The following is a 21,259-nucleotide window of genomic DNA, read 5'->3' as shown; positions in this document are numbered from 1 at the left end:
CGGACGAGCCGCCGTTGCCGCCCCGGCAAGGGCACGCAACGGCGGCCAGACCTACCCCGTAGCGGATCGTCTGGTACATAGCCAAAAGATTTTCCGCCATTCAGTGCCTCGCGCCGCGAGCCGCTTCTCTGTGGAAGCCTTCCCTCGCGACGTTCCGACACTGTCACTGCTACAGCACAGCCCTCTCTCAGTCTGCTGCCGGCAACATCTCGTCGTCGGCTTGATCGGCGCTTTCGCATTCGTTCGTATAACTAATCGAGGCATTGCGCTCATGAACGGCGATCGTTTGATCGGCGGCGTCGATTCAGGCAGACGCCGATGCCTCGAAAACGGTGCGGCGCACGATCGTTGTTTGGTCTCTCAGGCCCCCGGCATTTCGGACAGATTCGGTCGCGGCGCGCGAACTCAACGCCGCGAGTCTTCGTAAAAGCAACGACCGTGCCATATGTTGAGATCGCGTGTGCGCGGGCCAACCCGTGGACGCGCTTGGGCGCAAATGGTCAATCCCGTCCAGGATCGGGGTGAAATGTGGACGTTTTCGTCCAGGTCGGCATGCGCGGCGCGTAGAGGGGCGATTTCGTCCGGTCCGGACAGCGCGGAGCCGCGCAGAACAACGCACAAGAGCGCAGAACAGCGCGGACACAACGCGGAAACAACGCAGAAACAGCGCGGAAACAGCGCGGAAACAACGCGGTCGGAAGCCCTTGGGCGCGAATGGCCAAGGCGGAAGGTCCGGCGCGGCGCAGCATCGCGCGCCGCGCCGGACGGACAGGGACAGGCAGATGGGGAAACTTACGACTGCAGGCTGACCTTGCTGTACGTCAGCCGGCTCGGCCGCACCTGCATGCGCACCAGCGACACCAGGAAGCTAAAGCCGGCCTGGTTCGGATCGATGACCGGCACGTAGCCGCCCATTTCGTCGCTGAGCATCCTGGAGACGCGGCTCGCGACATCCACGAAACCCGTGCAGCCGAGCAGAATGGACTGTGCGCCGTCCTCCTTGATCGCCTTCAGCGCTGCGTCGAAGGTGCGGATGATCACGACCTCCATGTCGTCGAGTTGCGCGACCGGGCAGTTGATCGCGCGGATCGACGCAAACGTGTCCTGAATGCCGTAAGTTTGCGGATGACCGCGCTGCATCGCGAGCGTGCTCGGCAGGATCGTGATGATCGAGAAACGCTGGCTGAGCGCGAGCGCCGAAAACGCCGCAGCCGGAAATCCGCCGATGATCGGAATGTCGATCACTTCGCGCGCTGCCTCGACGCCGCACATATCGAAGTCGGTCAGCCAGATGCCGTCGAAGCCGTCGTTGGCAATCGCCTGCGCGAGTTCGACCACCGGCATGGCGTTTTGCAGCCAGTTCGTGCGATTCTCGATGTCGGGGTGCCCTTGCGTGATGTTGCGAATCTCGACCTGCACGTCCGGCGGCACCACCGGCGCAATGGCTTTCATGATGCGCTCGTTGTACTGCGACGTGGCGACCGGCACCAGCACGCAGATTCGGATTGGCGAATTCAAGAGGCGTCTCCTTTGGATGCCAGCGGCACATACGGGCCGAGATAATTGAGGGAGTTCAGTAACTGCATGAAGCTGTCGAGAATCAAACCGGGCTTGCGTAGTTCCGCTTCGGCGCGCCAGGCGATCAGCGTGACCGGGCGCTTGCCGATGGCCGGATTCAGCGAGCCGTCGGCGTTCACGAGGTCGCCGTTGCTGAACACCGACTGGCCTTCGCCGCCGACGTAGTACGCCACGCTATCGGGCGCGAGCACGATCGGCTGCGCACACGCGCTGTCCCATACGAGCAGCGACTCGTTCTGGTACATGACGGTATAGGTGCGCTCCTGCGCCTGAATGCGGATCTTGCCGACGTCGAAGCCACCGCTAGTATCCACTTCCGCCGACACCAGCTGGCCCGGCTCCGACACCGCCCGCGCTGCGAGCCCGCAACGTTCGACGAGATAGTCGACCATCTGCCGGGCGCTGCTTATTCCTCCCGCCTGCAACACGCGCCCGAGTTCGAGCGCGCGCGTCAGCGTGCCGCGAATCGGCGTGGCCCGGCCGATATCGGCCGGCTTCATGACCCACATGGCGAGTCCGCCGAACTGACCGAATTCCGGGTCGGCCACGACAGGGCGCATCATCTGCTCGACGATCGCCGACACGTCGCGTTGATGAGTCGGTGCACCGAGCTTGCCCTGACGCGGCGTCACGTCGAGTTCCACGCACAGGCCGCCCTGGCTCACGAGGAACGCCGGCCGCGGGTCGATTTCCGCGGCGGCGAACGTGAGCATCGGCAGGGAAGGCACCGCCCGGCCGGCGCCGTCGGCGTCGATCACCGCGAGGCCGAGTTTTGCCGCCACCAGCGCCGCCACCGTGAAGCCGAGCGCGCCGCTTTCCGGCGGCATCACGTAAGCGAGTTTCGGGGATTGTCCGTCGAGCCGCGTCTTCACGTTTTGCACGGCGGTGACCGGGCCGAGCGGGTAGGTCGCCGAATTGATCGCTTTGGGCGCGCCGAGGTAGGCGACCATGACGGCGGCGCCTTCGGTGGCTTCTTCAACCGACACCACCTTCACCGTGTCGGTCGGATAGTAGTCGCCGGCAACGAAATGCGCGGCCAGATGCCGGGCGGATTCGATCGTGCCGCCGCCGCCGCTGCCAAAAAAAGCCGCGCCCAGTAGCAGCGGTTCCAGATCTTCCCGGCGTAGGTCAAATGCCATTGACGATTCCTTTAGTGTAGTTGTCGAAAGAAGTCTGCTGCTGAAGTTCGGCAAGCAGTTTTGCCGCGCGCGCGACGCGCGGCGTTGCATCCACGGGCAACGAGCGCAAGCCGCGCTCAAGCGTCTCGATCGCTTCCGCGACACGGCGAGTGGAACGCAAGAGGTCCGCGAGGTAGCGCGCGGCGTCCACGCGCGCGGGCACCGCGCCGAACGCAAGCGCTGTCGACAGCGCGGTGCGCAGGCCCAGTTCCGCCGCGTTCACGTCGCCGAGCGCCCACTGCGCGCGAGCGCGGGTGACGAGCAGCTTGCCGAGGTAGACGCGCTCCTGACGCGCCAGCGTTTCGTCGATCGCGGCCGCGAGCAGTGCTTCGCATTCCTTCGCACGTCCGGCGCGCAACAGCAATTCCCCGTGCTGCCACGCCTTGAACGAATAGAACAGCGCGCCGCCGTTGCACACCACATGGTTATCGTAGCCGTCGAGCATGACAGTTTCTGCTTCGTCGGATTGACCCATCGCGCTGAGATGACAGGCGCGCAGCACCTGGCCGACTCCTCGATAAAACGCGAAGCCATACGCAATGGACACCGATTCAAGTTCGCTCGACAGGCGCCCGAGCCGGTCGACGTCGTCGAAGAGCGCGGCGAGCCACGCGGCGCCCTGCAGATTGACGACGTGCGCGAGCGCATGCACGCCCGGCTCGGACGCGCGCAGAATCAGCATCTCCATCGCGCGGCGTGCCTGTGCGAAGGCGCCGATCTGATACGCGGCGAGTCCTTCGAAAGTGAGCGCGAGGCTCGCCAGGTCGATGCCTTGCGAGCCGGTGCGGATGTCGTTGCACCCCACGCCCAGCAGATTGCCGCGCGCGAGACAGGCCAGCGCTTCCTCGCTGTCGCCGAGCCAGAACAACGTGTTGGTCATCGCCACATGCGCTTCGTCGAGCGACACGCGATCGCCGCCGTTCTGCGCGCGCTCCAGCATGTTCTGCGCGGTCGCGCGCGCCTGCTTCAGTTGCAGCGTGGTCAACTGCGTGGTCCAGATGCCGAACTGGATCGCGGCGATTTCTGAGGGCGCGCACACGCCTTCGCCAATCGCGAGGGCCGCGGCGTAGCACGCCGTGGCCTCGGCATAGAGCCAGCCGTGCACGCTGCGCAAGCTCATGCCGAGCAGGCGATAGGCGTCGAACTGCAGCCGGCGCACGGCGTCCTGTTCGTTCGGCGTTTGCAGCACGTCGAGGCAGCGGCGCAGTTGCGGAATGGCTTCGGCGAACTTCGATTCCTCGATCAGCGCCCTCGCATGTTCGAGGCACTTGTGCGCCTCCCGGTGATGTTCCTCGCGCGACTTCAGACGCCGTTCGATGGTCTTGCGGCCCACGCCGAGCAGCGCGGCCGCCGCGCTCTTGTTGCCGCTCGTGCGTTCGAGCGCGCGGTCGATCAGGAGGTCTTCGGCGGCGCTCAGCTTGTCGCGGCCTTCCAGTTGCAGCAGCATGTCCGCAAGGCTCGCTCGCGAGACCGGCCCGCTCGCCTCGTTAGCGAGAAACGGCTCGAGCGTGTCCACGTCGATGTGCGTGTTTTCGGCGAGCACGCTCAGCTGGCTGATCAGATTGCGCAATTGCCGGATATGGCCCGGCCACGGGTGCTGCGCAAGACGCCGAAGCGCAGGCGGCGAAAACTCGAGGCGGCGCGCATGCTGCGAGGCGAAGTGGTTGACGAGCGCGGGAATGTCCTCGACCCGCTGCTCGAGTCCCGGCACGGCGAGCACGAACACCGCGAGGCGGTAGAACAGGTCCTCGCGAAAGAGGCCTTCGCGTGCAAGCTCGCGCAGGTCGCGATGGGTCGCGGCCACGACGCGTCCTGCAAAGTGCAGACTGGTCGTCGATCCAAGCGGGCGGAAGGTTCGCGTCTCGAGTACGCGCAGCAGCTTCGGCTGCAGCGCGAGCGGCAATTCGCCGATTTCGTCGAGCAGCAGCGTGCCTTTGCCGACCTGCTGAAAAAGCCCTTGGCGGTTTTCGGCAGCGCCGGTGAAGGCGCCTTTCACGTGCCCGAAAAGTTCAGCTTCGACGAGATGGTCGGGAATCGCGCCGCAATTGACGTCGACAAAAGGTTGATCCTGGCGCTGGCTGTGCGCGTGTACACGGCGCGCCACCAGCTCCTTGCCGGAGCCGGTCGGCCCGAAAATGAGCAGCGGATGATCGGTCGGCGCGACTCGATCGATCATCCGGACCAGTTGGCGAAACGCCGGCGCGCTGCCCACGAATGAGCCGGATCCGGGCTTGTCGTGGGCGAACGGAACGACAGGGGTAGAACTCATTTAACAGGTACGCTCCACATGATCCGCGTGCGGCGCAGCGCGGAAATGGCCGTCCAGCGACGGCGGTCATGCATCGATCGGGTGTGCAGCGAAACTTCCAATTCCGCTGTCGGAAGGTTTCGCCCTAGGAGAGACAGAGTATGACGGCTTGCTGCCGGTGTTGTCTTTCGAAATTAATCCTTGCGCTGGTGCCTTGCGCCTTTTATCCAGGCGTCGTGCGGCTCATAAAGGGCATGGTGAAAAGTGGCGCGGCCGCGACCCCCATCGCGTCGATCGAAGCGAGGCGTGAACGCGCGGGACAGGTTCGCGCGGCCGCGCAAGCATCCACCGGCCGCTCGCTATGCGTAACGGATATAACGGCGGCATGCCGATGATTCTTTAACAGTCAGGCAGGATTGGGCGAAGGGCGGCCGCTATGCTGCGTGGATGGCCTTGGGGGCCGGGCTGCCCGTGCGCCGGGAACGAGGACCGAAGGTGGACGGCCGCGCGAGGCGGCCGGATGTCGTGGCGCTTACGGTCCGACGCGCAGAATCACGCCCGTGGATAGTTGCACCATCAAATAGTCGCCGCCGATACCGACCCACGAATAACCGCGCGGCGGTGGAGCGAGCCGGTACGCGCGCCAGTCGTCGATGACATATTGACGGTCGCGGTATTCGGGCGGCAGGCGGTCGCCCTTGCGCCAATGTCCCGGCGCGTTCGCGGAATTGCCGGGACCGTCGGGACCATGCCCGGGCGGCATTGATTTGTGCCCGTGGCCATTCGGTCCTTTATCGTGATCGGCGTGACCGGGTCCTGGGCCGTGCCCATGGTCTCCCCCGTGACCGGGGTTGTCATGCGGCGGCTGGGCGAGTGCGACTGACGATGCCAGCATAGCGGCGGCCATGACGGACGCGACCAATAGGCGGGACTTGTTCATTGCGGGGCTCCTGTGAAACTGGCGGCTGAAGTTATTCTCATTGTGCCGTATTGCGGCTCGTTAGCTCGCGCCGATTGCAACGCGGCGTGCGCTGCCGGCGCTATTCGCGGCTTGCGCTTCGAGTTCATCCAGTTGTAGCAGAAGCACGTCGATAGAACGCAATTGCGCATTCGTGAGGTGCTGCGAATCGAGCAGTTGATGAAGCCGCTCCCGCCAGTAGGCGGCCGGCAGAATGGGCCCCGCAAGGTCGCCCGCCATTGATGCGCTCATGACTCGCGCGAGATGCGCGATCTCCTGGTCGATTAACGTGAGCATGCCCCACCTCGCAACGTTCGTTCTTGTTGTGTAACGAAGAGCTACTAAACCTTAGTCCAAATGCGGCAAATAACCAATCAGGTTGATTATTGGCCTAGCCGCGAAAGCCGTGAATGCTTCTTTTGAGCCTATTCATCCAGCATCATATGCAAATCGGGACTCTGAGTCTCTCCCGTCATGATAAAGAATGTTAAATCGCTCTAGTTACGGCCGGTTTCAAATCGCGAGTTCTGCTTACAGGGAAATTCCATATCCTTCAGCGCACAACAATGATGATGGAGGAATCACCCATGAAAACCCTGTTTAAAACGCTCACGTGCGCGCTCGCATTGCCGCTCGCTCTTGCCGCATGTGGAGGCGGCGGGAACGGCGGCAGCACGCCGACCGGCACGCTCCGCGTGCAGATGACCGACGCTCCGGCGTGCGGTTTCGATCACGTGTACGTCACCGTGAACAAGGTGCGCGTGAACATGAACGCGCAGGCAGGCGATGGCGACAGCGGCTGGAGCGACATCGCATTGACGACGCCGCAACGAATCGACCTGCTTTCGCTCACCAACGGCGTGCTCGCCGACCTCGGGCAGACGGCCTTGCCAGCTGGCCAGTATCAGCAGGTTCGGCTGGTGCTCGCGCAGAACCAGGGCAATTCGCTGGCGAATTCGGTCGTCCCCACGGGCGGCAGCGAGCAGGCGCTCGACACGCCCAGCGCCGCGCAAAGCGGCTACAAGATCGTCCGGCCTTTCACGGTGCAGGCCAATACGCTCGTCGATCTCGTGCTCGACTTCAACGCCTGCAAGTCGATCGTGCAGAAGGGCAACGGCTCGTACAGTCTGAAGCCGGTGGTGACGGCGACGCCCACGGTGGTCAGCGGCACGATTTCGGGCTACGTCGCGCCGGCGGAAGCGGGGGCTGCGGTTTTTGCCGAGCAGAACGGCAACATCATCAAGGGCACCGTGGCGGACAGCAGCGGCCATTTCGTCCTGACGCCGCTCGAGCAAAGCTCGACCAGCGGCAACTATGACGTGGTCATCGTGCAGAACAATGTCGCAACCGGCGTGGTGCGCTCGGTCCCGGTCGTTGTGAACGCATCGACCGTGGTGTCGACCTCGGCCGCGCCGATCGCGCTGCCGGCATCGATCCTGCGCGTTGCGAGCGGCACGGTTGTGCCGGTGAGCGCCCAGGCCATCGTGCGGGCGTTGCAAACCGTGAGCGGCGTCAACTATGAAATCACGAGCTCGAACGCCAATCTGGATACCGGCGCCTATTCGCTCAGCTTGCCGGCTGCCGCGCCGCTCGTGGGTACGTATTCGGGTACGCTGCCGGTTTCGCTGACGCCGGTCGCGAGCGTGGCGGGTCAGTACACGGCGCAGGCCGTCAGCGCGAGCGGGGCGACCCAGCAGTCGGCGGTCAATGTCTCGACTACCGATCAAACCGGCGTCAACTTCAGTTTCTAATCAACCATTACGTGATGACGGAAGGGCGCAAGCCCTTCCTCGGGGAACCTCATGAAAAAGATTGTTTGTCTGCTTGCTACGGGTGCCGTGCTGTTGAGCGGCTGTGCGCTGTATGTGCCGGATGCGCCGGGTGTCGTGGTGGTGCCGCAAGGCCACCCTCAGGGCGGACCGGGCAACGGCTTCTGTCCGCCAGGACAGGCGAAGAAGGGCAACTGCTGAGCGCAGGCCCGCTTAACTGAAGCCGCGCCCCGCAGACGGCGCGGCGGTGTGCCGCTTCGGCCGGGCTTGCGCGGGCGCGGGGTCAGGCCTCGCGCCGAACGCCTGCGCCCGCATCGGCCTTGCGCCGATCAGTGAGTGCGCGCGTTATACGCGGTGGCTTCGTCCAGCAACCATGACCTGAACAGTTCCAGTGGTTTGCCGTGGCTCAGCTCGGTCGGATAGACGAGGTAGTACGCGGATTCCTCGACGGTGGCGGCAGGGGCGGCAGGGGCGGCGAACGGAATCACGAGACCCAGCTGCGCGAGTTGTTCGTCGACGAAAAATTTGGGCACGAGCGCCATGCCGAGTCCTGCCGCGGCGGCGCTGATCAGCATGGAATGCAGTTCGTAGCGCACGCCCTGCATGGTCGCGTTGTCTTCCACGCCGACATTCGAGAACCAGCGGGACCAGGCGTCGGGGCGCGTGGTCGAATGAAGCAGCGGGTATCTCAGCAGTTCGTGCGGCTTTCTGATGCGCCTTTCAAGCAGCGAGGGCGAGCACACGGGCACCACTTCCTCGCCGAACAGATAGTCGGAAGACGTGCCAGGCCACGTCGGTTTGCCATAGTGAATGGCGGCTTCAAAATGCGATTCCTCGAACGAGAACAGGTCCGTGCGAATGCCCATGTTGATCCGGACATCCGGGTTGCGGTCGTTGAAGTCCTTCATTCTCGGAATCAACCATTGCGACGCGAAGGTGGGCAGCACGGCGAGTTCGAGATAGCCGCCGCCGCTGCCGTGCGCGATGATGGACAGCGTGTCGCGATCCAGATTTTCGAGCGCGCGGCGCACCTGCGTGCCGTACAGACGGCCCGCGCGAGTCAGCATCACGCGCTGTTTCGAGCGAACAAAAAGACGCACGCCCAGATTCGACTCCAGCGTCGCGATCTGCCGCGAAACCGCGCTCTCCGTCAAAAACAGCTCTTTGGCCGCATGAGTGAAGCTTTCGTGCCGCGCGGCGGCTTCGAAAGCGAGCAGCGCACTCATGTTGGGAATCTTGAACTTGCGCATGTTAGTTCCAAAAAATCATCAAGTAACAATTTAATCTCGCTTTACGCACCGCGCAACAGTTTGAATAATGCGGTCCACGTAAGGTTGGCTGCCATGGGCGGTCCGTCAGATGAACACTCCCGTTGCGGCGCGGTGCCGCGAGAGAAAAGAAATGCGCAATTCGAACGTTGAACGCCTGTTATTGAAGCTGCTGGGTCCGGCAAAAACCGAGTCGTTGTTCTCGACGTTGACATTCCCCACGGCGCTGCAAGATTGGGAAGACGGCACCGTCACGCGTGCCGAACTCGCCCAGGCCATGAACATGGCGTTGTTCGAAGATCTGCTGGAGCGCTCGCCAAATGGGCGCGCTTACACGACCGAGGCCATTGCGAACGGCGGCTCGGTCTACTTCGATCACGGCGCGTTGCGTACCGTGCGTTGGGCGCACAACGGCGCGCTGCCTCCCGGTGAGGCGGCGTTCACCCGCATTCTCCGGCCACTCGGGTTCAGACTGAACGGCCGCTATCCGCTCGACAAGCTGGGCATGACGGGCCGCGCGTACGCGCACGACGATGCGCCGGACGAAATCGCACAGTTCTTCGTGAGCGAGCTGCATCCCGAGCGCTTTTCGACCGAGTTCCAGCAGGCGGTGACGAATGTCGTGAGTTCGTCGAAAGACCCGTTGACGCCGCTCGCCGTTTCGCAACTGTGGGAGCTGGAGCGCGAAGGCGCGCTGCCTATCGACGCCGCTCACCAGCTGTTGCCCGTGATTGTCGGTGCATTCGCGCGTCAGCACGACGTGCCGAGCGAGGCGGATTACGACGTGCTGTTGCGCGAATCCGCGGAAATGGCATGGATTTCGACCGAGGGCAACGCGTTCAATCATGCGACGGACCGCGTGGAAGACGTCTTCACGCTGTCCGACGAAGAAAAGAGCAAGGGCCGGCCGATGAAGCCTGAGGTCGAGCGTTCCCGCTCGGGCCGCGTGTTTCAGACGGCGTATCGCGCGGATACCGTCGAGCGGCAATTCCGGTCGGCGGGCGGCAAGCTCGTCACGCGCCCTGTTCCGGGCTCGTTCTACGAGTTCATTACGCGCAAGCGCACGTTCGATCAGGCGTCGCGCAGCTGGGTCACCGACCTGCGTTTCGACGCCGGCAACGCGCAAGGCATTTTCAAAATGACCGCGAACGCGGCGCAATAGTGCTAGAGACGCCGGGAGAAAAGCGGTGAGCGACGCGCGAGAACATGCAGCGAAACCCGCCGCGCCTTTCGAGGCAAGCGCACGGCTGCTGCAACAGGTCGAAACCGATTTGCGCGCCGCGCTGCGCGGCGAGGTTCGCTTCGATGCGGGATCGAAGGCTTTGTACGCATCGGATGCGTCGAACTATCGGCAGGTTCCATTGGGCGTCGTCGTGCCCGCGGACGTGGACGATCTCGTTGCAGCGCTCGACGTGTGCCGCCGCAACGACGTGCCGTTTCTGACGCGAGGCGGCGGTACCTCGCAAAACGGGCAGTGCGTGAACGTCGCGGTGGTGGCGGACGCGAGCAAGTATGTGAATCGCGTCGTCAGCGTCGATCCACAAAACCGAACCGCTATCGTCGAGCCGGGCGTGATCTGCGACACGCTGCGCGATGCGGCCGAAGCGCACGGCCTCACGTTTGCACCCGACCCGGCCACGCACAGCCGTTGCACGCTCGGCGGCATGATTGCGAACAACTCGTGCGGCGCGCACTCGGTGATGGGCGGCAAGACCGTCGAGAACATCGAGGCGCTGGAAATCGCGACGTATGACGGCGCACGCTTCTGGGTCGGACCGACCGGGGACGCGGAGCTGGAACGGATCATCGCGCGAGGCGGCCGCCAGGGCGAGATCTACGCGAAGCTGCGCGACTTGCGTGACCGCTACGCCGAGCGCATCCGCTGCGAGTTTTCGCAAATCAGGCGCCGCGTGTCCGGGTTCAATCTCGATCAGTTGTTGCCGGAAAACGGTTTTAACGTCGCACGTGCGCTGGTCGGCACTGAAGGAACCTGCGCGGTCACGCTGCAGGCGAAGGTGCGCCTCGTGCACAGCCCGGCGTGCCGCGTGTTGCTCGTGCTCGGTTTCAGCGACATTTACACCGCCGCGGATGCCGTCCCTCACTTCAACCGTTTTTCGCCGATCGCTATTGAAGGCCTCGACCGCGCGATCATCCGCGGCCTGCAGGCGCGCGGTTTGAAGCGCGACGAGATCGCGCTGCTGCCGGACGGCGACGCATGGGTCGTGCTGGAATTCGGCGCCGACACGGTGGCCGAGGCGCTCGCGCAAGCGCATGAAGCCGAGCTGTACTTCAAGTCAGCCGCGGCGGGCGCGGGCATCAGCGGGTTGGTCGTCGAGGACAGGCAGAAGCAGCAAAAGATCTGGTCGATTCGCGAAACGGGCGCGTCGGCGGTTGCGCTGTCGGTCGATCCGTCAAAGCCCGATCCGATGGTCGGCTGGGAAGATGCGGCAGTCGATCCGCTGCGCCTCGGCGATTATCTGCGCCAGTTTAAGGCGCTCGTGGACCGCTTCGGTTACGAGACCTGCCTGTACGGCCATTTCGGCGACGGCTGTGTGCACGCGCGCATCACGTTCGATGTGCGGAGCGCCGAAGGCGTCGGCAAATGGCGCAGCTTTTTGCGCGAGGCGGCGCAACTCGTGGTTGATTTCGGCGGCTCCTTGTCGGGCGAACATGGCGACGGCCAGGCCAAAGCCGAATTCCTGCCCATCATGTATGGGCCCGAGATCATGCGGGCGATGGAGGAGTTCAAGGCGATCTGGGATCCGCTGAACCGCATGAATCCCGGCAAGGTGGTTCATGCCTATCGTGCCGATGAAAACCTCCGCATGGGACCCGCCTACAAGCCGGTCACGCTCACGACGAAGCTTACGTTCGCGAGCCCCGAGGGCGACGGCATGCAGCGCGCGGTGGAACGTTGCATCGGCATGGGCAAGTGCCGTTCGCTCGATGGCGGCACGATGTGCCCCAGCTTTCGCGCAACGCGCGAGGAAAAGTTCTCGACGCGCGGGCGCGCGCATCTGTTCTGGGAAATGCTGCAGGGCGAAGTGATCAAGGACGGCTGGAACAGCGTCGAAGTCAAGGAGGCGCTCGACGCATGCCTCGCGTGCAAGGGCTGCAAATCCGATTGCCCGACGCATACCGACATGGCCTCGTACAAGGCCGAATTCCTGTCGCATTACTACGAGCGGCACAGTCGGCCACGTCAGGCGATGTTCATGGGCCGCATCGGTCAGTGGGCGCCGTTTGCGAGCCGCTTCGCGCGCGTGACCAATTTCATGACCTCGGCCAAGCCGTTCGCGCCGATCAGCAAGTGGCTCGCGGGCGTGGCGCCCAAGCGGCACCTGCCGGTGTTTGCGCCGCGCAGTTTCCGGGCGATGTCGAAGCGTCGGGTTAGCGCCGGTACCGCGAGCGCGAATCAGCCTTCGCGCAAGGTCATTCTGTGGGTCGACACGTTCAACGACCACTTTTCGCCCGAGATTGCGACGGCCGCGTTCGATGTACTGACTCGCATCGGCTATCAGGTCGTATTGCCGCGCAAACGCCTTTGCTGTGGGCGTCCGTTGTACGACTACGGCCTGCTGGACGAAGCGCGCGCCTTGCTGCGCAGCGCCGTGAACGAACTCGCCGACGACATCCGCGCGGGCGTGCCGGTCGTCGGACTGGAACCAGGATGCCTGTCGGTCTTCAAGGACGAACTGCTCAAGCAGCTTCCCGGCGATCCCATTGCAAAGAAGCTCTCGGACCAGACCTTCCTGTTCTCCGATTTCGTTGCGCGCGCGGATTTCGAATGGCCGCAGTTCGACGCGAACGTCGTCGTGCATGGGCATTGTCATCAGAAATCGATCTTCGGCATGAAGGGCGATACGGCCCTGCTCGACAAGCTCGGCGTGCGCTGGACGCTGCTCGATACCGGCTGTTGCGGCATGGCCGGCTCATTCGGTTTCAGTGCGGACCATTACGAACTGTCGATGAAAATCGCCGAACACAAGCTCCTGCCGCTCGTGCGGCAAGCGCCTTCCGAAGCGATTGTCGTGACCAACGGTTTCAGCTGTCGCGAGCAGATCCAGCAAGGAGCCGCAAGGCAGTCGCTGCATATCGCGCAGCTGGCCATGCAGGCGCTGGCCTATCCTGTATCAAACCAGAAACGGAGCGCGGAGCCGGTGACGGCGACAGCTCCCAGCTGATCCGCCCAGGAAAGCACCAAACGGGCATTTCGGATCAGAAATCCCCGCCTGCGTCACGCGCAATCAAAGCCGCGCGGTTGAGGTTGCCGCCGAAAATCCAGGCGTGTATAGTTTCCGAACGTACCAAAATTTCGTATTGGAAATTCAAAGAGGTCTCAATCGTGAAAGCATCGACCATTCTCTCCGAACTCGGCATTGCCCACCTCGCTGAAGCGGGCGATATCGCCGTTCACTCGCCGATCAACGGCGAACTCATCGGCTGCGTCGCGAGCAAGACGGTTGCCGACGTCGACGCCGCGCTCGCCAACGCGCAGCAGGCTTTCGCAAGCTGGCGCAACGTGCCGGCGCCGCGCCGCGGGGAGTTGGTGCGCCTGCTCGGCAACAAGTTGCGCGAGCAGAAGCACGCGCTAGGCAGCATCATCACGCTCGAGACCGGCAAGATTCTTCAGGAAGGTCTAGGCGAAGTGCAGGAAATGATCGACATCTGCGACTTCGCGGTCGGCATGTCGCGGCAGCTTTACGGTCTGACCATTGCGTCTGAGCGTCCGGGGCACCGCATGGCTGAAACGTGGCATCCCATGGGCGTGTGCACGGTCATCTCGGCGTTCAACTTTCCGGCGGCCGTGTGGTCGTGGAATGCGGCGCTCGCGCTCGTGTGCGGCAATGCGGTGATCTGGAAGCCGTCGGAAAAGACGCCGCTCACCGCGCTCGCCGTCGACAAGATCCTGCAAGACGCGTTGAAGGAATTCGGCGATGCGCCGGCTGGCCTGACGTGCGTCGTCAACGGCGGCCGCGACGTCGGCGCGAAGCTGGTTGCCGATCCGCGCTCCAATATCGTGAGCGCGACGGGCAGCACGGAAATGGGCCGCACGGTCGGCGTGGAAGTGGCGCGCCGCTTTGGCCGCTCGATTCTCGAACTCGGCGGCAATAACGCGGGCATCGTTTCCGGCACGGCGGATCTGGAACTGGCGCTGCGCGGCATCGTGTTTTCGGCGGTCGGCACGGCGGGGCAGCGCTGCACGACGCTGCGCCGCCTGTTCGTGCACGAAAGCGTCTACGATAAGGCCGTCGAGCGTTTAAAGACGCTGTACAGCAAGGTCGTGATCGGCAATCCGCTCGAGCAGGGCGTGCTGATGGGACCGCTGATCGACGAGCAGTCGTTCAACCGCATGCAGGCTGCGCTCGAGCAGGCGAAGAGCGAAGGCGGCAAGGTGTTCGGCGGCGAGCGCCACACGGTGGCGGGCAACGAGAAGGCGTTCTATGTGCGCCCGGCTATCGTCGAAATGCCCTCGCAGACGCCCGTCGTGCTGAAGGAAACCTTCGCGCCGATCCTTTATGTGCTGAAGTACAGCGATTTCAACGATGCGATCAATGGCAACAACGCCGCCGTTCACGGCCTTTCGTCGTGCGTGTTCACCACGGACCTGCGTGAAGCGGAGCGATTCCTCTCGGCATCGGGCAGCGACTGCGGTATCGCGAACGTGAACATCGGCCCGAGCGGCGCGGAGATCGGCGGCGCGTTCGGCGGCGAAAAGGAAACCGGCGGCGGGCGCGAATCGGGCTCGGATTCGTGGAAGGCCTATATGCGCCGCGCGACCAACACGGTCAACTATTCGTCGGCGCTGCCGCTTGCGCAAGGCATCGATTTCAACATCGGTTAAGCGTATTGCGCTGCGTATCCACGGCCGTTGCAAGACGGCCGTTTTTTTAAGGCGTGCAATCTGGAGCAAGTCGTGAGTTCTCAAGTCGTTATTGTTGGCGGCGGTGTGATCGGCAGTTCTATTGCTTATTTCTTGCGGGGTTCCGACCCGACGGTTTCCGTGACCGTGATCGAGCGCGATCCGAGTTACGCGAAGTCGTCGTCGGCGTTATCGGCCGCTTCCATCCGGCAGCAATTTTCCACGCCGCTGTCGATTCAGATGTCGCTGTACGGTATCGAATTCCTGCGCAATATCGGCGAGCTTCTCGAAGTGGACGGCAACAAGCCGTCAATCGATCTGCACGAAGGGGGCTACCTCTTTCTCGCCACGCCCGCCGGCGACGCCACGTTGCGCGAGAATCACGCTTTGCAGAAGAGTCTCGGCGCGCACATCAATCTGCTGGATCAACAGGCGCTGAAGGCGAAATTCCCGTGGCTGAATGTCGAGGACCTCGTGTCCGGCGCATTCGGGGAAAGCGGCGAAGGCTGGTTCGACGGCTATGGGCTCGTGCAGGCGCTTCGCAAGAAGGCGCAGTCGCTCGGCGCGCGCTATGTGGCGGCCGACGTAACAGGCCTGGTTCGCGAAGGCCGCAAGGTCACGCACGTGATCGCCGGCAACGGCGAGCGCTATGCCTGCGATACGGTGGTGAACGCCGCCGGTGCCTGGGCGCGCAAGATCGCTGCGATGATGGACATCGACATTCCGGTGTTTGCGCGCCGCCGCAGCATTTTCAATGTGTCGTCGCCGGCTCGGCTCGAGGCTTGTCCGCTCCTGATCGATCCGACCGGCGTGTACTTCCGCCCTGAAGGAAAGACCTATATTTGCGGCACCTCGCCGAGCGCGGACAACGATCCGGACGACCTGCCGCTCGACGAAGTGGACCACGCTCTTTTCGACGACGTCATCTGGCCGACGCTTGCTCACCGCGTGCCGGAGTTCGAGGCGCTGCGCGTCGAGAACTGCTGGTCGGGGTACTACGAATACAACGTGTTCGACCACAACGCGATCATCGGCTATCACCCGCAGATCGAGAACTGCGTGTTTGCGAACGGTTATAGCGGCCACGGCCTTCAGCAAGGTCCGGCGACCGGGCGCGGCGTAAGCGAGCTGATTCTGAACGGACGCTATGTGTCGCTCGATCTCTCGTCATTGAGTTGGGAACGCGTGCTGGAAGATCGTCCTATTGTGGAAAAGAACGTGGTGTAGCGCGCCGCTTATCCAGGCGGTTCTTTTGGGTGAAAACGGCCCGGCAATTCGAACTGCCGGGCCTTTTTTATTCGGCGGAGTATTGAGCTTGATGATAAAAGCTCACTACGTAGTGCATAGATATCGTTTGCCGCGCAAGTGGCGACTGACCACAATGCCTGTCTGAACGCCCTGTTCCTTGCCAACGACAAACATGTACGAATTCACCGCACCTTTTCAGCATCCCTCGGGCTCTCCCATTCGCGAGCTGTTCAAGTATCTCGGCGAGCCGGGCATGATTTCGTTTGCCGGCGGCTATCCCGCGAGCGATCTGTTCGACGTGGAAGGTCTGCAACAGGCTGAGGCGCGCGCCTATCGCGATGCAAATCTCTGTCTGCAGTACGGACCGACCGATGGTTTGCCGGGCCTCAAGCGTGAGCTCGTGAATCTGATGGCGCGTCGCGGCGTGGCTTGTGCGCCAAGCGAAATGCTTGTCACGACGGGATCGCAGCAGGGACTCGATCTGTTGCTTCGCGTGCTGGTCAATCCTGGCGATGTCGCGCTGACCGAACAGCCGGCGTATCCCGCAACGCTGCAGGCACTCAGGCTTCAGCAGGCCAAAGTGGTGACCCTTCCTGTCGATGCCCACGGCCTCGACGTCGACCATCTCGCCACGCTTCTCGGGTCCGGCACGCTCGCGCGACCGAAGCTGCTCTACACGGTGCCCACCTTTGCGAATCCGACTGGCGCCACGCTGGCGCGCGAACGCCGCATTGCGTTGCTCAAGCTGGCGGTGCAATACAGGTTCGTTATCGTCGAAGACGACCCCTACGGCGACCTGCGTTTCTCCGGGGAAGCCGTCCCCTCGATCCTCGCTCTCACCGAAGAAGTCCAGGGTTCACGCGACTGGGTGGTTCATTTCGCGAGCCTGTCGAAGATCGTCGCGCCAGGCTTGCGCGTGGGCTGGACCATCGCACCTGCGGAGATCGCACGGCGTTGTGTGATCGCAAAACAGACAGTGGACCTGTGCAGCGCGCCGTGGACGCAGGCTATTGCCGCCGAGTATCTGGCCGACGGCGCGCTTGAACGACACCTGCCGCGTATTACTGCGATGTACGGCCGCAAATGCGAGGCGCTATGCAATGCACTGCACGCGCAACTCGGCGACGTGCTGCAGTTTCATCGGCCCGAAGGCGGAATGTTCGTCTGGGCGCGTCTCACCGGAAGCGGCGCCGACTCATCCGAGCTCTTGCAGCGTGCAATTGGCAACAAGATCCTGTTTGTGCCGGGCAAGGCGTTTTTCGCGGACAACGTCGATGCCGCGTCGCTGCGGCTGTCGTTTGCGGCGCCGGGCATGGCCGACATCGAAGAGGGCGTGAGGCGGTTAAAGCGCGCAGGGTCGCTGCCGGCTGCCGGTGCTTAGCCGCCCGCGGAGGCTGCTCCGCGCGCCGGTCCTGACGACTCCCTGACGTGCAACACGGCCCGCACTTCGTGGCCGTGTTGCGGCCGCTTGCCGTCGAGCACATCAAGCAGATGTTGCGCGGCGAGCTTGCCGATTTCGTAGGTGTCCACGCGCATCGTCGTGAGCGTGGGGCGCATGGCCTTGCCTATCTCGAGATCGTCGAAGCCCGTCACCGACAGTTCACCCGGAATCGCAATGCCGAGTTCTTGCGCTTCGCGCAGCACGCCGAGCGCGATGTGATCGTTGCCGCACATGATCGCACTCGGGCGTTCGCATGACGCTTGCCAGATGGAGCGCAGACTGCGGCGCCCGAACGCGATGGTGGATTCGCCTTCGCACAGGTGCTCCGGCCGCACCGCGAGCCCGTGCCGTTCAAGCGTTGCCCGAATGCCTGCAAGGCGCGCCTGCACGCGGTCGTTGTCGCGCGTGGGTTGGATGCACACGGCGAACGAGCGGTGGCCGAGTCCGATCAGATGCTCGGTCATCTGCACATAGGCGGCGAAATTATCGAAACCGATGCAATCATGCGGACTGTCTTTGCGATACGCGTACGTCACCGCATACGGCACGCGATAAAGCCGCAATGCGTCGAAGAGCTCGGGCGGATGCGCCTCGCCTACCACGGCCATCGCCTCGACGCCGCGCGCGAGCATCGCGCGCACCTGCACGAGCGCCTGCGCCGGATCGTAGTTCGAACAGCCCAGCACGAGCGTGATGCCACGTGCGGCGAACGCGGCCTGCATGCCGCTTACCTGTGAAGCGAACACCTGGTCGTCGAGCGTGGGAATGATGATGCCGGCGATGTGGCTGCGTGTGGACGCGAGTGCGCGGCCGGCGGCGTTGGGAAACCAGTTGAGCGCGACTGCCGCCTGCTCGACGCGTTCGCGCACGGCCGCGGACACTTTGTCCGGCTCGTTATAGACGCGCGATACCGTCGCCGTCGACACGCCCGCCAGCTTGGCGACGTCGGAAAGCACCGTGCGGCCCGTGCCGCGACGCACACGGCTGGTCTGGGTTCGAGCGGCGGCAGGCGAGTCGGGCGTGTCTGACATGAGTTCGAAAAGCAAACGCGAAACGGGAAGCCTGACATCTTACCGCCGCGGGCTTCACCGCGTCATCGCGACGACGAAACGCCGAGGCAGTTGCTACGCACCCAGCGCCGCGATGCGCGCGCGAAAATGCTCGGTGCCTGCGACGATCTTGTCGAGAATCGCATCGAGCGCCCAGAATCGTTCGCGCACGTCGTAGTCGATCACGCGGCAGCGAATCGAGTGGAAGGTGCCGATGCGCTGGTGGTACATCTTGGCGAGCGCCGGGTAGCCGAGCGATTCGGAGACCGCGGCAAGCACGAGGAAGGTGGCGAGTTCTTCGGCGAGCGCCGGGTCCTGTGCAGCGTGGTTGCGCAGCCAGTGGTACAGGTCCGGATGAAAGTTCGTGAACACGCCGTTAAAGCCTGCCGAACCGGCTTTCATCGCGTCCCACGCAATGGCCGCGTTGGCGTTCAGAATCTTGAGCGACGAGCCCTGCGCGAGCGCGACGCGGCGTTTGACGGTCGGCAGATCGCAACTCACGTCCTTTAACATGATGAAGCGGCCTGTGTCGATGCATAGCTTTAGTTCGTCATCCGAAAGAAGCCGGCGATACGGCGCTGGGCATTCATAGAGGCCAAGCGGCACATCCGCGGGAAGACGCGCGAGCAGCCGCTCGAGATTCGCGGCGAACGCGCGTGTTCCCTCGCGGGCGGGATCCAGCCGGTTAGTCACGAGCACCACGCCTTGCGCGCCCGTGGCCGCAGCGACGTTCAGCTCTTCGGCTTGCGCGGCGGGGTCGTCGCTGATGTGGCCGGACACCACGACGGGAATTCTGCCCGCCACTTTTTCGACGACGAAGCGTCCCAGCGCGCCGCGCTCGGCGAGCGTGAGGAACTGCATTTCGCTCGACTGCGCGACCGCGAAGAGTGCGTCCGATCCGTGCGCGATGTACCACTCGATCAGACGTTCGAGGCCGGCGTAGTCGATTGCGCCCGAGTCGTCGAACGGCGTCAGCATCACCGGGACGATGCCTTCAATGGACGGACAGGCTTGCTGCGCGATTGTCATGTTCAGTGCTCCTGAAGAGAGTGCGTGAGGCGGGCGGGCCATGTGTTCATGCCGGCGCCTGCATGGGTTCGTTGGCGGCGGGTTCGTCGGCGATCGGTTTGCGCACCAGCAGCAGGTAGCTCATTGCGCCGACGAAGGCGATGCCCGCGGCGGTCAGCAGCGCCGGCACAAAGGACCACGTCTGCGCGATATAGCCGGTGAAGATGGGCGCGAGCGCGCCGCCGAGAAACCCGCCGAAATTCTGGATCGCGCCGAGCGAGCCGACGCGGTTCGGCGGTGCGGCGGCCGTGGCGAGCGCCCACGAACTCGCGGACGCCGCGTTGGCCAGAAAGATCACAACGGAGATGCACACGATCGCGAGCGTATTGCTTTCGACGAGCGCCGCCGGAATCGTGAACGCGACCATGCCGAGCATCGCAATCACCACGGCATTGCGGCGGCTCGCGACCGGGCTCGCGCTGCGGCTCGTGATCAGATCCGAAAACCAGCCGGCCGTGAGCGCACCGAGAAAGCCACAAAAGAACGGCACCGATGCCGCGACGCCCGTGTGCATCAGGCTCATGTGACGCTCCATCGTCAGATAGCCGGGCAGCCACGTGAGGTAGACCCAGTTCAGGTAGACGGAGCCGAAAAAGCCGATCAGCATGCCCCATGTGGTGGCGTGCGAAAAGAGCGAGCGCCAGTCGGCGAAAGTGACGGCGGGCGCCGGCTTGCGGTCGGCTTCATCGCCTGCCAGATAGCGGCGTTCGGCTTCGCTCATGGTCGCCTTGGCCGGGTCGCGGTAGAGCGCGAACCACACGGCCGCCACGACGAGGCCCGTGATGCCCGTCACGATGAAGGCCCAGCGCCAGTGGAAATTCACGACGAGCACCGAGAGGCAGAGCGGCGCGAGCGCGGTCCCGAGCGGCGACGCGGAGTTGAAGACGCCGGTCGGCTTGCCGCGTTCGCGCAGCGGAAACCAGTTGCTCACCACGCGAGCCGCCGAGGGAAACTGCGGCGCTTCGCCGATCCCGAGCAGAATTCGCGCGAGCACGAACCAGCCGAAGGTGGACACGAAGCCGCCGGCCGCCTGCGCAAGCGACCACAGGATCAGGCCCATGCCGAGCAGCTTGCGCGGCCCGATCCTGTCGACGAGCCCGCCGACCGGCAGCTGAAAGAGCGCATAGCTCCACGAGAACGCCGAGAGCAGCACGCCCATCTGCCCGAGCGTCAGGCCCATGTCGTGACGGATCAACGGATTGGCGACGGCGAGCGTGCCGCGGTCCAGGTAATTGACGATGCCGCTCACCATCAGGAGCGTGAGCGCCACGACCTGCGCGCGGCGGATTTTGGGCGGGGCCTGCTCGTGACTGGGGGTTGCGCTCATGATCGTTGTCTCCGTTTCATGTTTGCGGTTCGGCTAGGGCGGCCGCGCCGATGCGATGCCGGGCGGCCAGAAATCGCGCGTTGCCGGGAACGCGCGGTGGGGCAGGGTCTTTGCCCTTTTTGCTGCGATGTCTACCGCACTGGTGCAGGCCCGCGGTTATGGTAGCGCTTACATTTACACGCGATGCTGAGCTGGTACTTCCGAAGGAGGGGGTGCCAAGCTGCCACGGTCGAATGATAGCGCTTACATTCTGTGTCGCGTTTT

16 protein-coding genes are annotated in these 21,259 nt (G+C 63.7%); 7 read left to right on the top strand and 9 right to left on the bottom strand.

Features of this window, described 5'->3' with window-relative positions:
- Positions 1 to 792 precede the first annotated feature (792 nt).
- From ACEN8U_RS00670 to ACEN8U_RS00650, 5 genes are all read right to left on the bottom strand, one after another.
- Positions 793 to 1,518: an aspartate/glutamate racemase family protein gene (locus tag ACEN8U_RS00670; protein WP_310111722.1), complete on the bottom strand. Its 726-nt coding sequence runs from the start codon at positions 1,516 to 1,518 to the stop codon at positions 793 to 795.
- Entirely contained in the window at positions 1,515 to 2,717 is a 1,203-nt protein-coding gene (locus ACEN8U_RS00665; protein ID WP_310111724.1) for a DUF917 domain-containing protein, read from the bottom strand. Before ACEN8U_RS00665 ends, ACEN8U_RS00670 begins: the two co-directional genes overlap by 4 nt.
- The gene (locus tag ACEN8U_RS00660) at positions 2,707 to 5,025 is read right to left on the bottom strand and encodes a sigma-54 dependent transcriptional regulator (protein ID WP_310111725.1); all 2,319 of its coding nucleotides are present in this window, start codon (positions 5,023 to 5,025) and stop codon (positions 2,707 to 2,709) included. The genes ACEN8U_RS00665 and ACEN8U_RS00660 overlap by 11 nt, the downstream gene beginning before the upstream one ends.
- A gap of 511 nt (positions 5,026 to 5,536) precedes the next feature.
- The gene (locus ACEN8U_RS00655; protein WP_310111726.1) at positions 5,537 to 5,944 is read right to left on the bottom strand and encodes an RcnB family protein; all 408 of its coding nucleotides are present in this window, start codon (positions 5,942 to 5,944) and stop codon (positions 5,537 to 5,539) included.
- 60 nt (positions 5,945 to 6,004) lie between these two features.
- Entirely contained in the window at positions 6,005 to 6,259 is a 255-nt protein-coding gene (locus ACEN8U_RS00650; RefSeq protein WP_310111727.1) for a hypothetical protein, read from the bottom strand.
- A gap of 290 nt (positions 6,260 to 6,549) precedes the next feature.
- On the opposite strand from ACEN8U_RS00650, the gene ACEN8U_RS00645 reads away from it, so the two are divergent.
- A complete protein-coding gene (locus tag ACEN8U_RS00645; protein ID WP_310111728.1) occupies positions 6,550 to 7,713 on the top strand; it encodes a DUF4382 domain-containing protein in 1,164 nt (387 codons plus the stop codon).
- A gap of 51 nt (positions 7,714 to 7,764) precedes the next feature.
- Positions 7,765 to 7,932 (top strand): hypothetical protein, encoded by a 168-nt coding sequence (locus ACEN8U_RS00640; protein ID WP_013591499.1) that lies wholly within the window; start codon positions 7,765 to 7,767, stop codon positions 7,930 to 7,932.
- Between the two features lie 128 nt (positions 7,933 to 8,060).
- Here the strand turns inward: ACEN8U_RS00640 and ACEN8U_RS00635 are convergent, their stop codons facing one another.
- Entirely contained in the window at positions 8,061 to 8,981 is a 921-nt protein-coding gene (locus tag ACEN8U_RS00635) for a LysR family transcriptional regulator (RefSeq protein WP_310111730.1), read from the bottom strand.
- 151 nt (positions 8,982 to 9,132) lie between these two features.
- Between ACEN8U_RS00635 and ACEN8U_RS00630 the strand changes: the two genes are divergently transcribed.
- The 5 genes from ACEN8U_RS00630 (at position 9,133) to ACEN8U_RS00610 (ending at position 17,491) form a co-directional block, all read left to right on the top strand.
- A complete protein-coding gene (locus ACEN8U_RS00630) occupies positions 9,133 to 10,161 on the top strand; it encodes a DUF1338 domain-containing protein (protein WP_310111732.1) in 1,029 nt (342 codons plus the stop codon).
- 25 nt (positions 10,162 to 10,186) lie between these two features.
- Positions 10,187 to 13,183, top strand: coding sequence for an FAD-binding and (Fe-S)-binding domain-containing protein (locus ACEN8U_RS00625; protein WP_310111734.1), 2,997 nt, complete (start codon positions 10,187 to 10,189; stop codon positions 13,181 to 13,183).
- Between the two features lie 161 nt (positions 13,184 to 13,344).
- The gene (locus tag ACEN8U_RS00620; protein WP_310111737.1) at positions 13,345 to 14,844 is read left to right on the top strand and encodes an aldehyde dehydrogenase family protein; all 1,500 of its coding nucleotides are present in this window, start codon (positions 13,345 to 13,347) and stop codon (positions 14,842 to 14,844) included.
- 72 nt (positions 14,845 to 14,916) lie between these two features.
- Positions 14,917 to 16,089, top strand: a complete 1,173-nt coding sequence (locus ACEN8U_RS00615; RefSeq protein ID WP_310111739.1) for an FAD-binding oxidoreductase — start codon at positions 14,917 to 14,919, stop codon at positions 16,087 to 16,089.
- A gap of 193 nt (positions 16,090 to 16,282) precedes the next feature.
- Positions 16,283 to 17,491, top strand: a complete 1,209-nt coding sequence (locus ACEN8U_RS00610) for a PLP-dependent aminotransferase family protein (protein WP_310111742.1) — start codon at positions 16,283 to 16,285, stop codon at positions 17,489 to 17,491.
- Here ACEN8U_RS00610 and ACEN8U_RS00605 read toward each other — a convergent pair.
- The 3 genes from ACEN8U_RS00605 to ACEN8U_RS00595 all read right to left on the bottom strand — a co-directional run bounded on the left by ACEN8U_RS00605 (position 17,488) and on the right by ACEN8U_RS00595 (position 20,995).
- Positions 17,488 to 18,582, bottom strand: coding sequence for a LacI family DNA-binding transcriptional regulator (locus tag ACEN8U_RS00605; protein WP_310111744.1), 1,095 nt, complete (start codon positions 18,580 to 18,582; stop codon positions 17,488 to 17,490). The two genes, ACEN8U_RS00610 and ACEN8U_RS00605, sit on opposite strands and share 4 nt — an antisense overlap.
- A 93-nt stretch (positions 18,583 to 18,675) precedes the next feature.
- Complete coding sequence (locus tag ACEN8U_RS00600; RefSeq protein WP_310111748.1) at positions 18,676 to 19,629, bottom strand: dihydrodipicolinate synthase family protein; 954 nt, start codon at positions 19,627 to 19,629, stop codon at positions 18,676 to 18,678.
- A gap of 46 nt (positions 19,630 to 19,675) precedes the next feature.
- On the bottom strand, positions 19,676 to 20,995 hold the full coding sequence (locus ACEN8U_RS00595) for an MFS transporter (protein ID WP_310111750.1): 1,320 nt from the start codon (positions 20,993 to 20,995) through the stop codon (positions 19,676 to 19,678).
- Positions 20,996 to 21,259 lie beyond the last annotated feature (264 nt).

It is taken from the genome of Paraburkholderia phenoliruptrix (assembly GCF_047325075.1).
GTDB classification, from domain to species: domain Bacteria; phylum Pseudomonadota; class Gammaproteobacteria; order Burkholderiales; family Burkholderiaceae; genus Paraburkholderia; species Paraburkholderia phenoliruptrix.
Note: the sequence above shows the minus strand (reverse complement) of the source record. Positions and strands in the feature narration are given on the sequence as shown.

Coding starts and splice junctions, on each gene's coding strand:
- ACEN8U_RS00610 (WP_310111742.1), top strand. CDS start 16,283: ATGTACGAATTCACCGCACCTTTTCAGCATCCCTCGGGCTCTCCCATT.
- ACEN8U_RS00645 (WP_310111728.1), top strand. CDS start 6,550: ATGAAAACCCTGTTTAAAACGCTCACGTGCGCGCTCGCATTGCCGCTC.
- ACEN8U_RS00655 (WP_310111726.1), bottom strand. CDS start 5,944: ATGAACAAGTCCCGCCTATTGGTCGCGTCCGTCATGGCCGCCGCTATG.
- ACEN8U_RS00665 (WP_310111724.1), bottom strand. CDS start 2,717: ATGGCATTTGACCTACGCCGGGAAGATCTGGAACCGCTGCTACTGGGC.
- ACEN8U_RS00600 (WP_310111748.1), bottom strand. CDS start 19,629: ATGACAATCGCGCAGCAAGCCTGTCCGTCCATTGAAGGCATCGTCCCG.
- ACEN8U_RS00630 (WP_310111732.1), top strand. CDS start 9,133: ATGCGCAATTCGAACGTTGAACGCCTGTTATTGAAGCTGCTGGGTCCG.
- ACEN8U_RS00635 (WP_310111730.1), bottom strand. CDS start 8,981: ATGCGCAAGTTCAAGATTCCCAACATGAGTGCGCTGCTCGCTTTCGAA.
- ACEN8U_RS00660 (WP_310111725.1), bottom strand. CDS start 5,025: ATGAGTTCTACCCCTGTCGTTCCGTTCGCCCACGACAAGCCCGGATCC.
- ACEN8U_RS00595 (WP_310111750.1), bottom strand. CDS start 20,995: ATGAGCGCAACCCCCAGTCACGAGCAGGCCCCGCCCAAAATCCGCCGC.
- ACEN8U_RS00605 (WP_310111744.1), bottom strand. CDS start 18,582: ATGTCAGACACGCCCGACTCGCCTGCCGCCGCTCGAACCCAGACCAGC.
- ACEN8U_RS00640 (WP_013591499.1), top strand. CDS start 7,765: ATGAAAAAGATTGTTTGTCTGCTTGCTACGGGTGCCGTGCTGTTGAGC.
- ACEN8U_RS00650 (WP_310111727.1), bottom strand. CDS start 6,259: ATGCTCACGTTAATCGACCAGGAGATCGCGCATCTCGCGCGAGTCATG.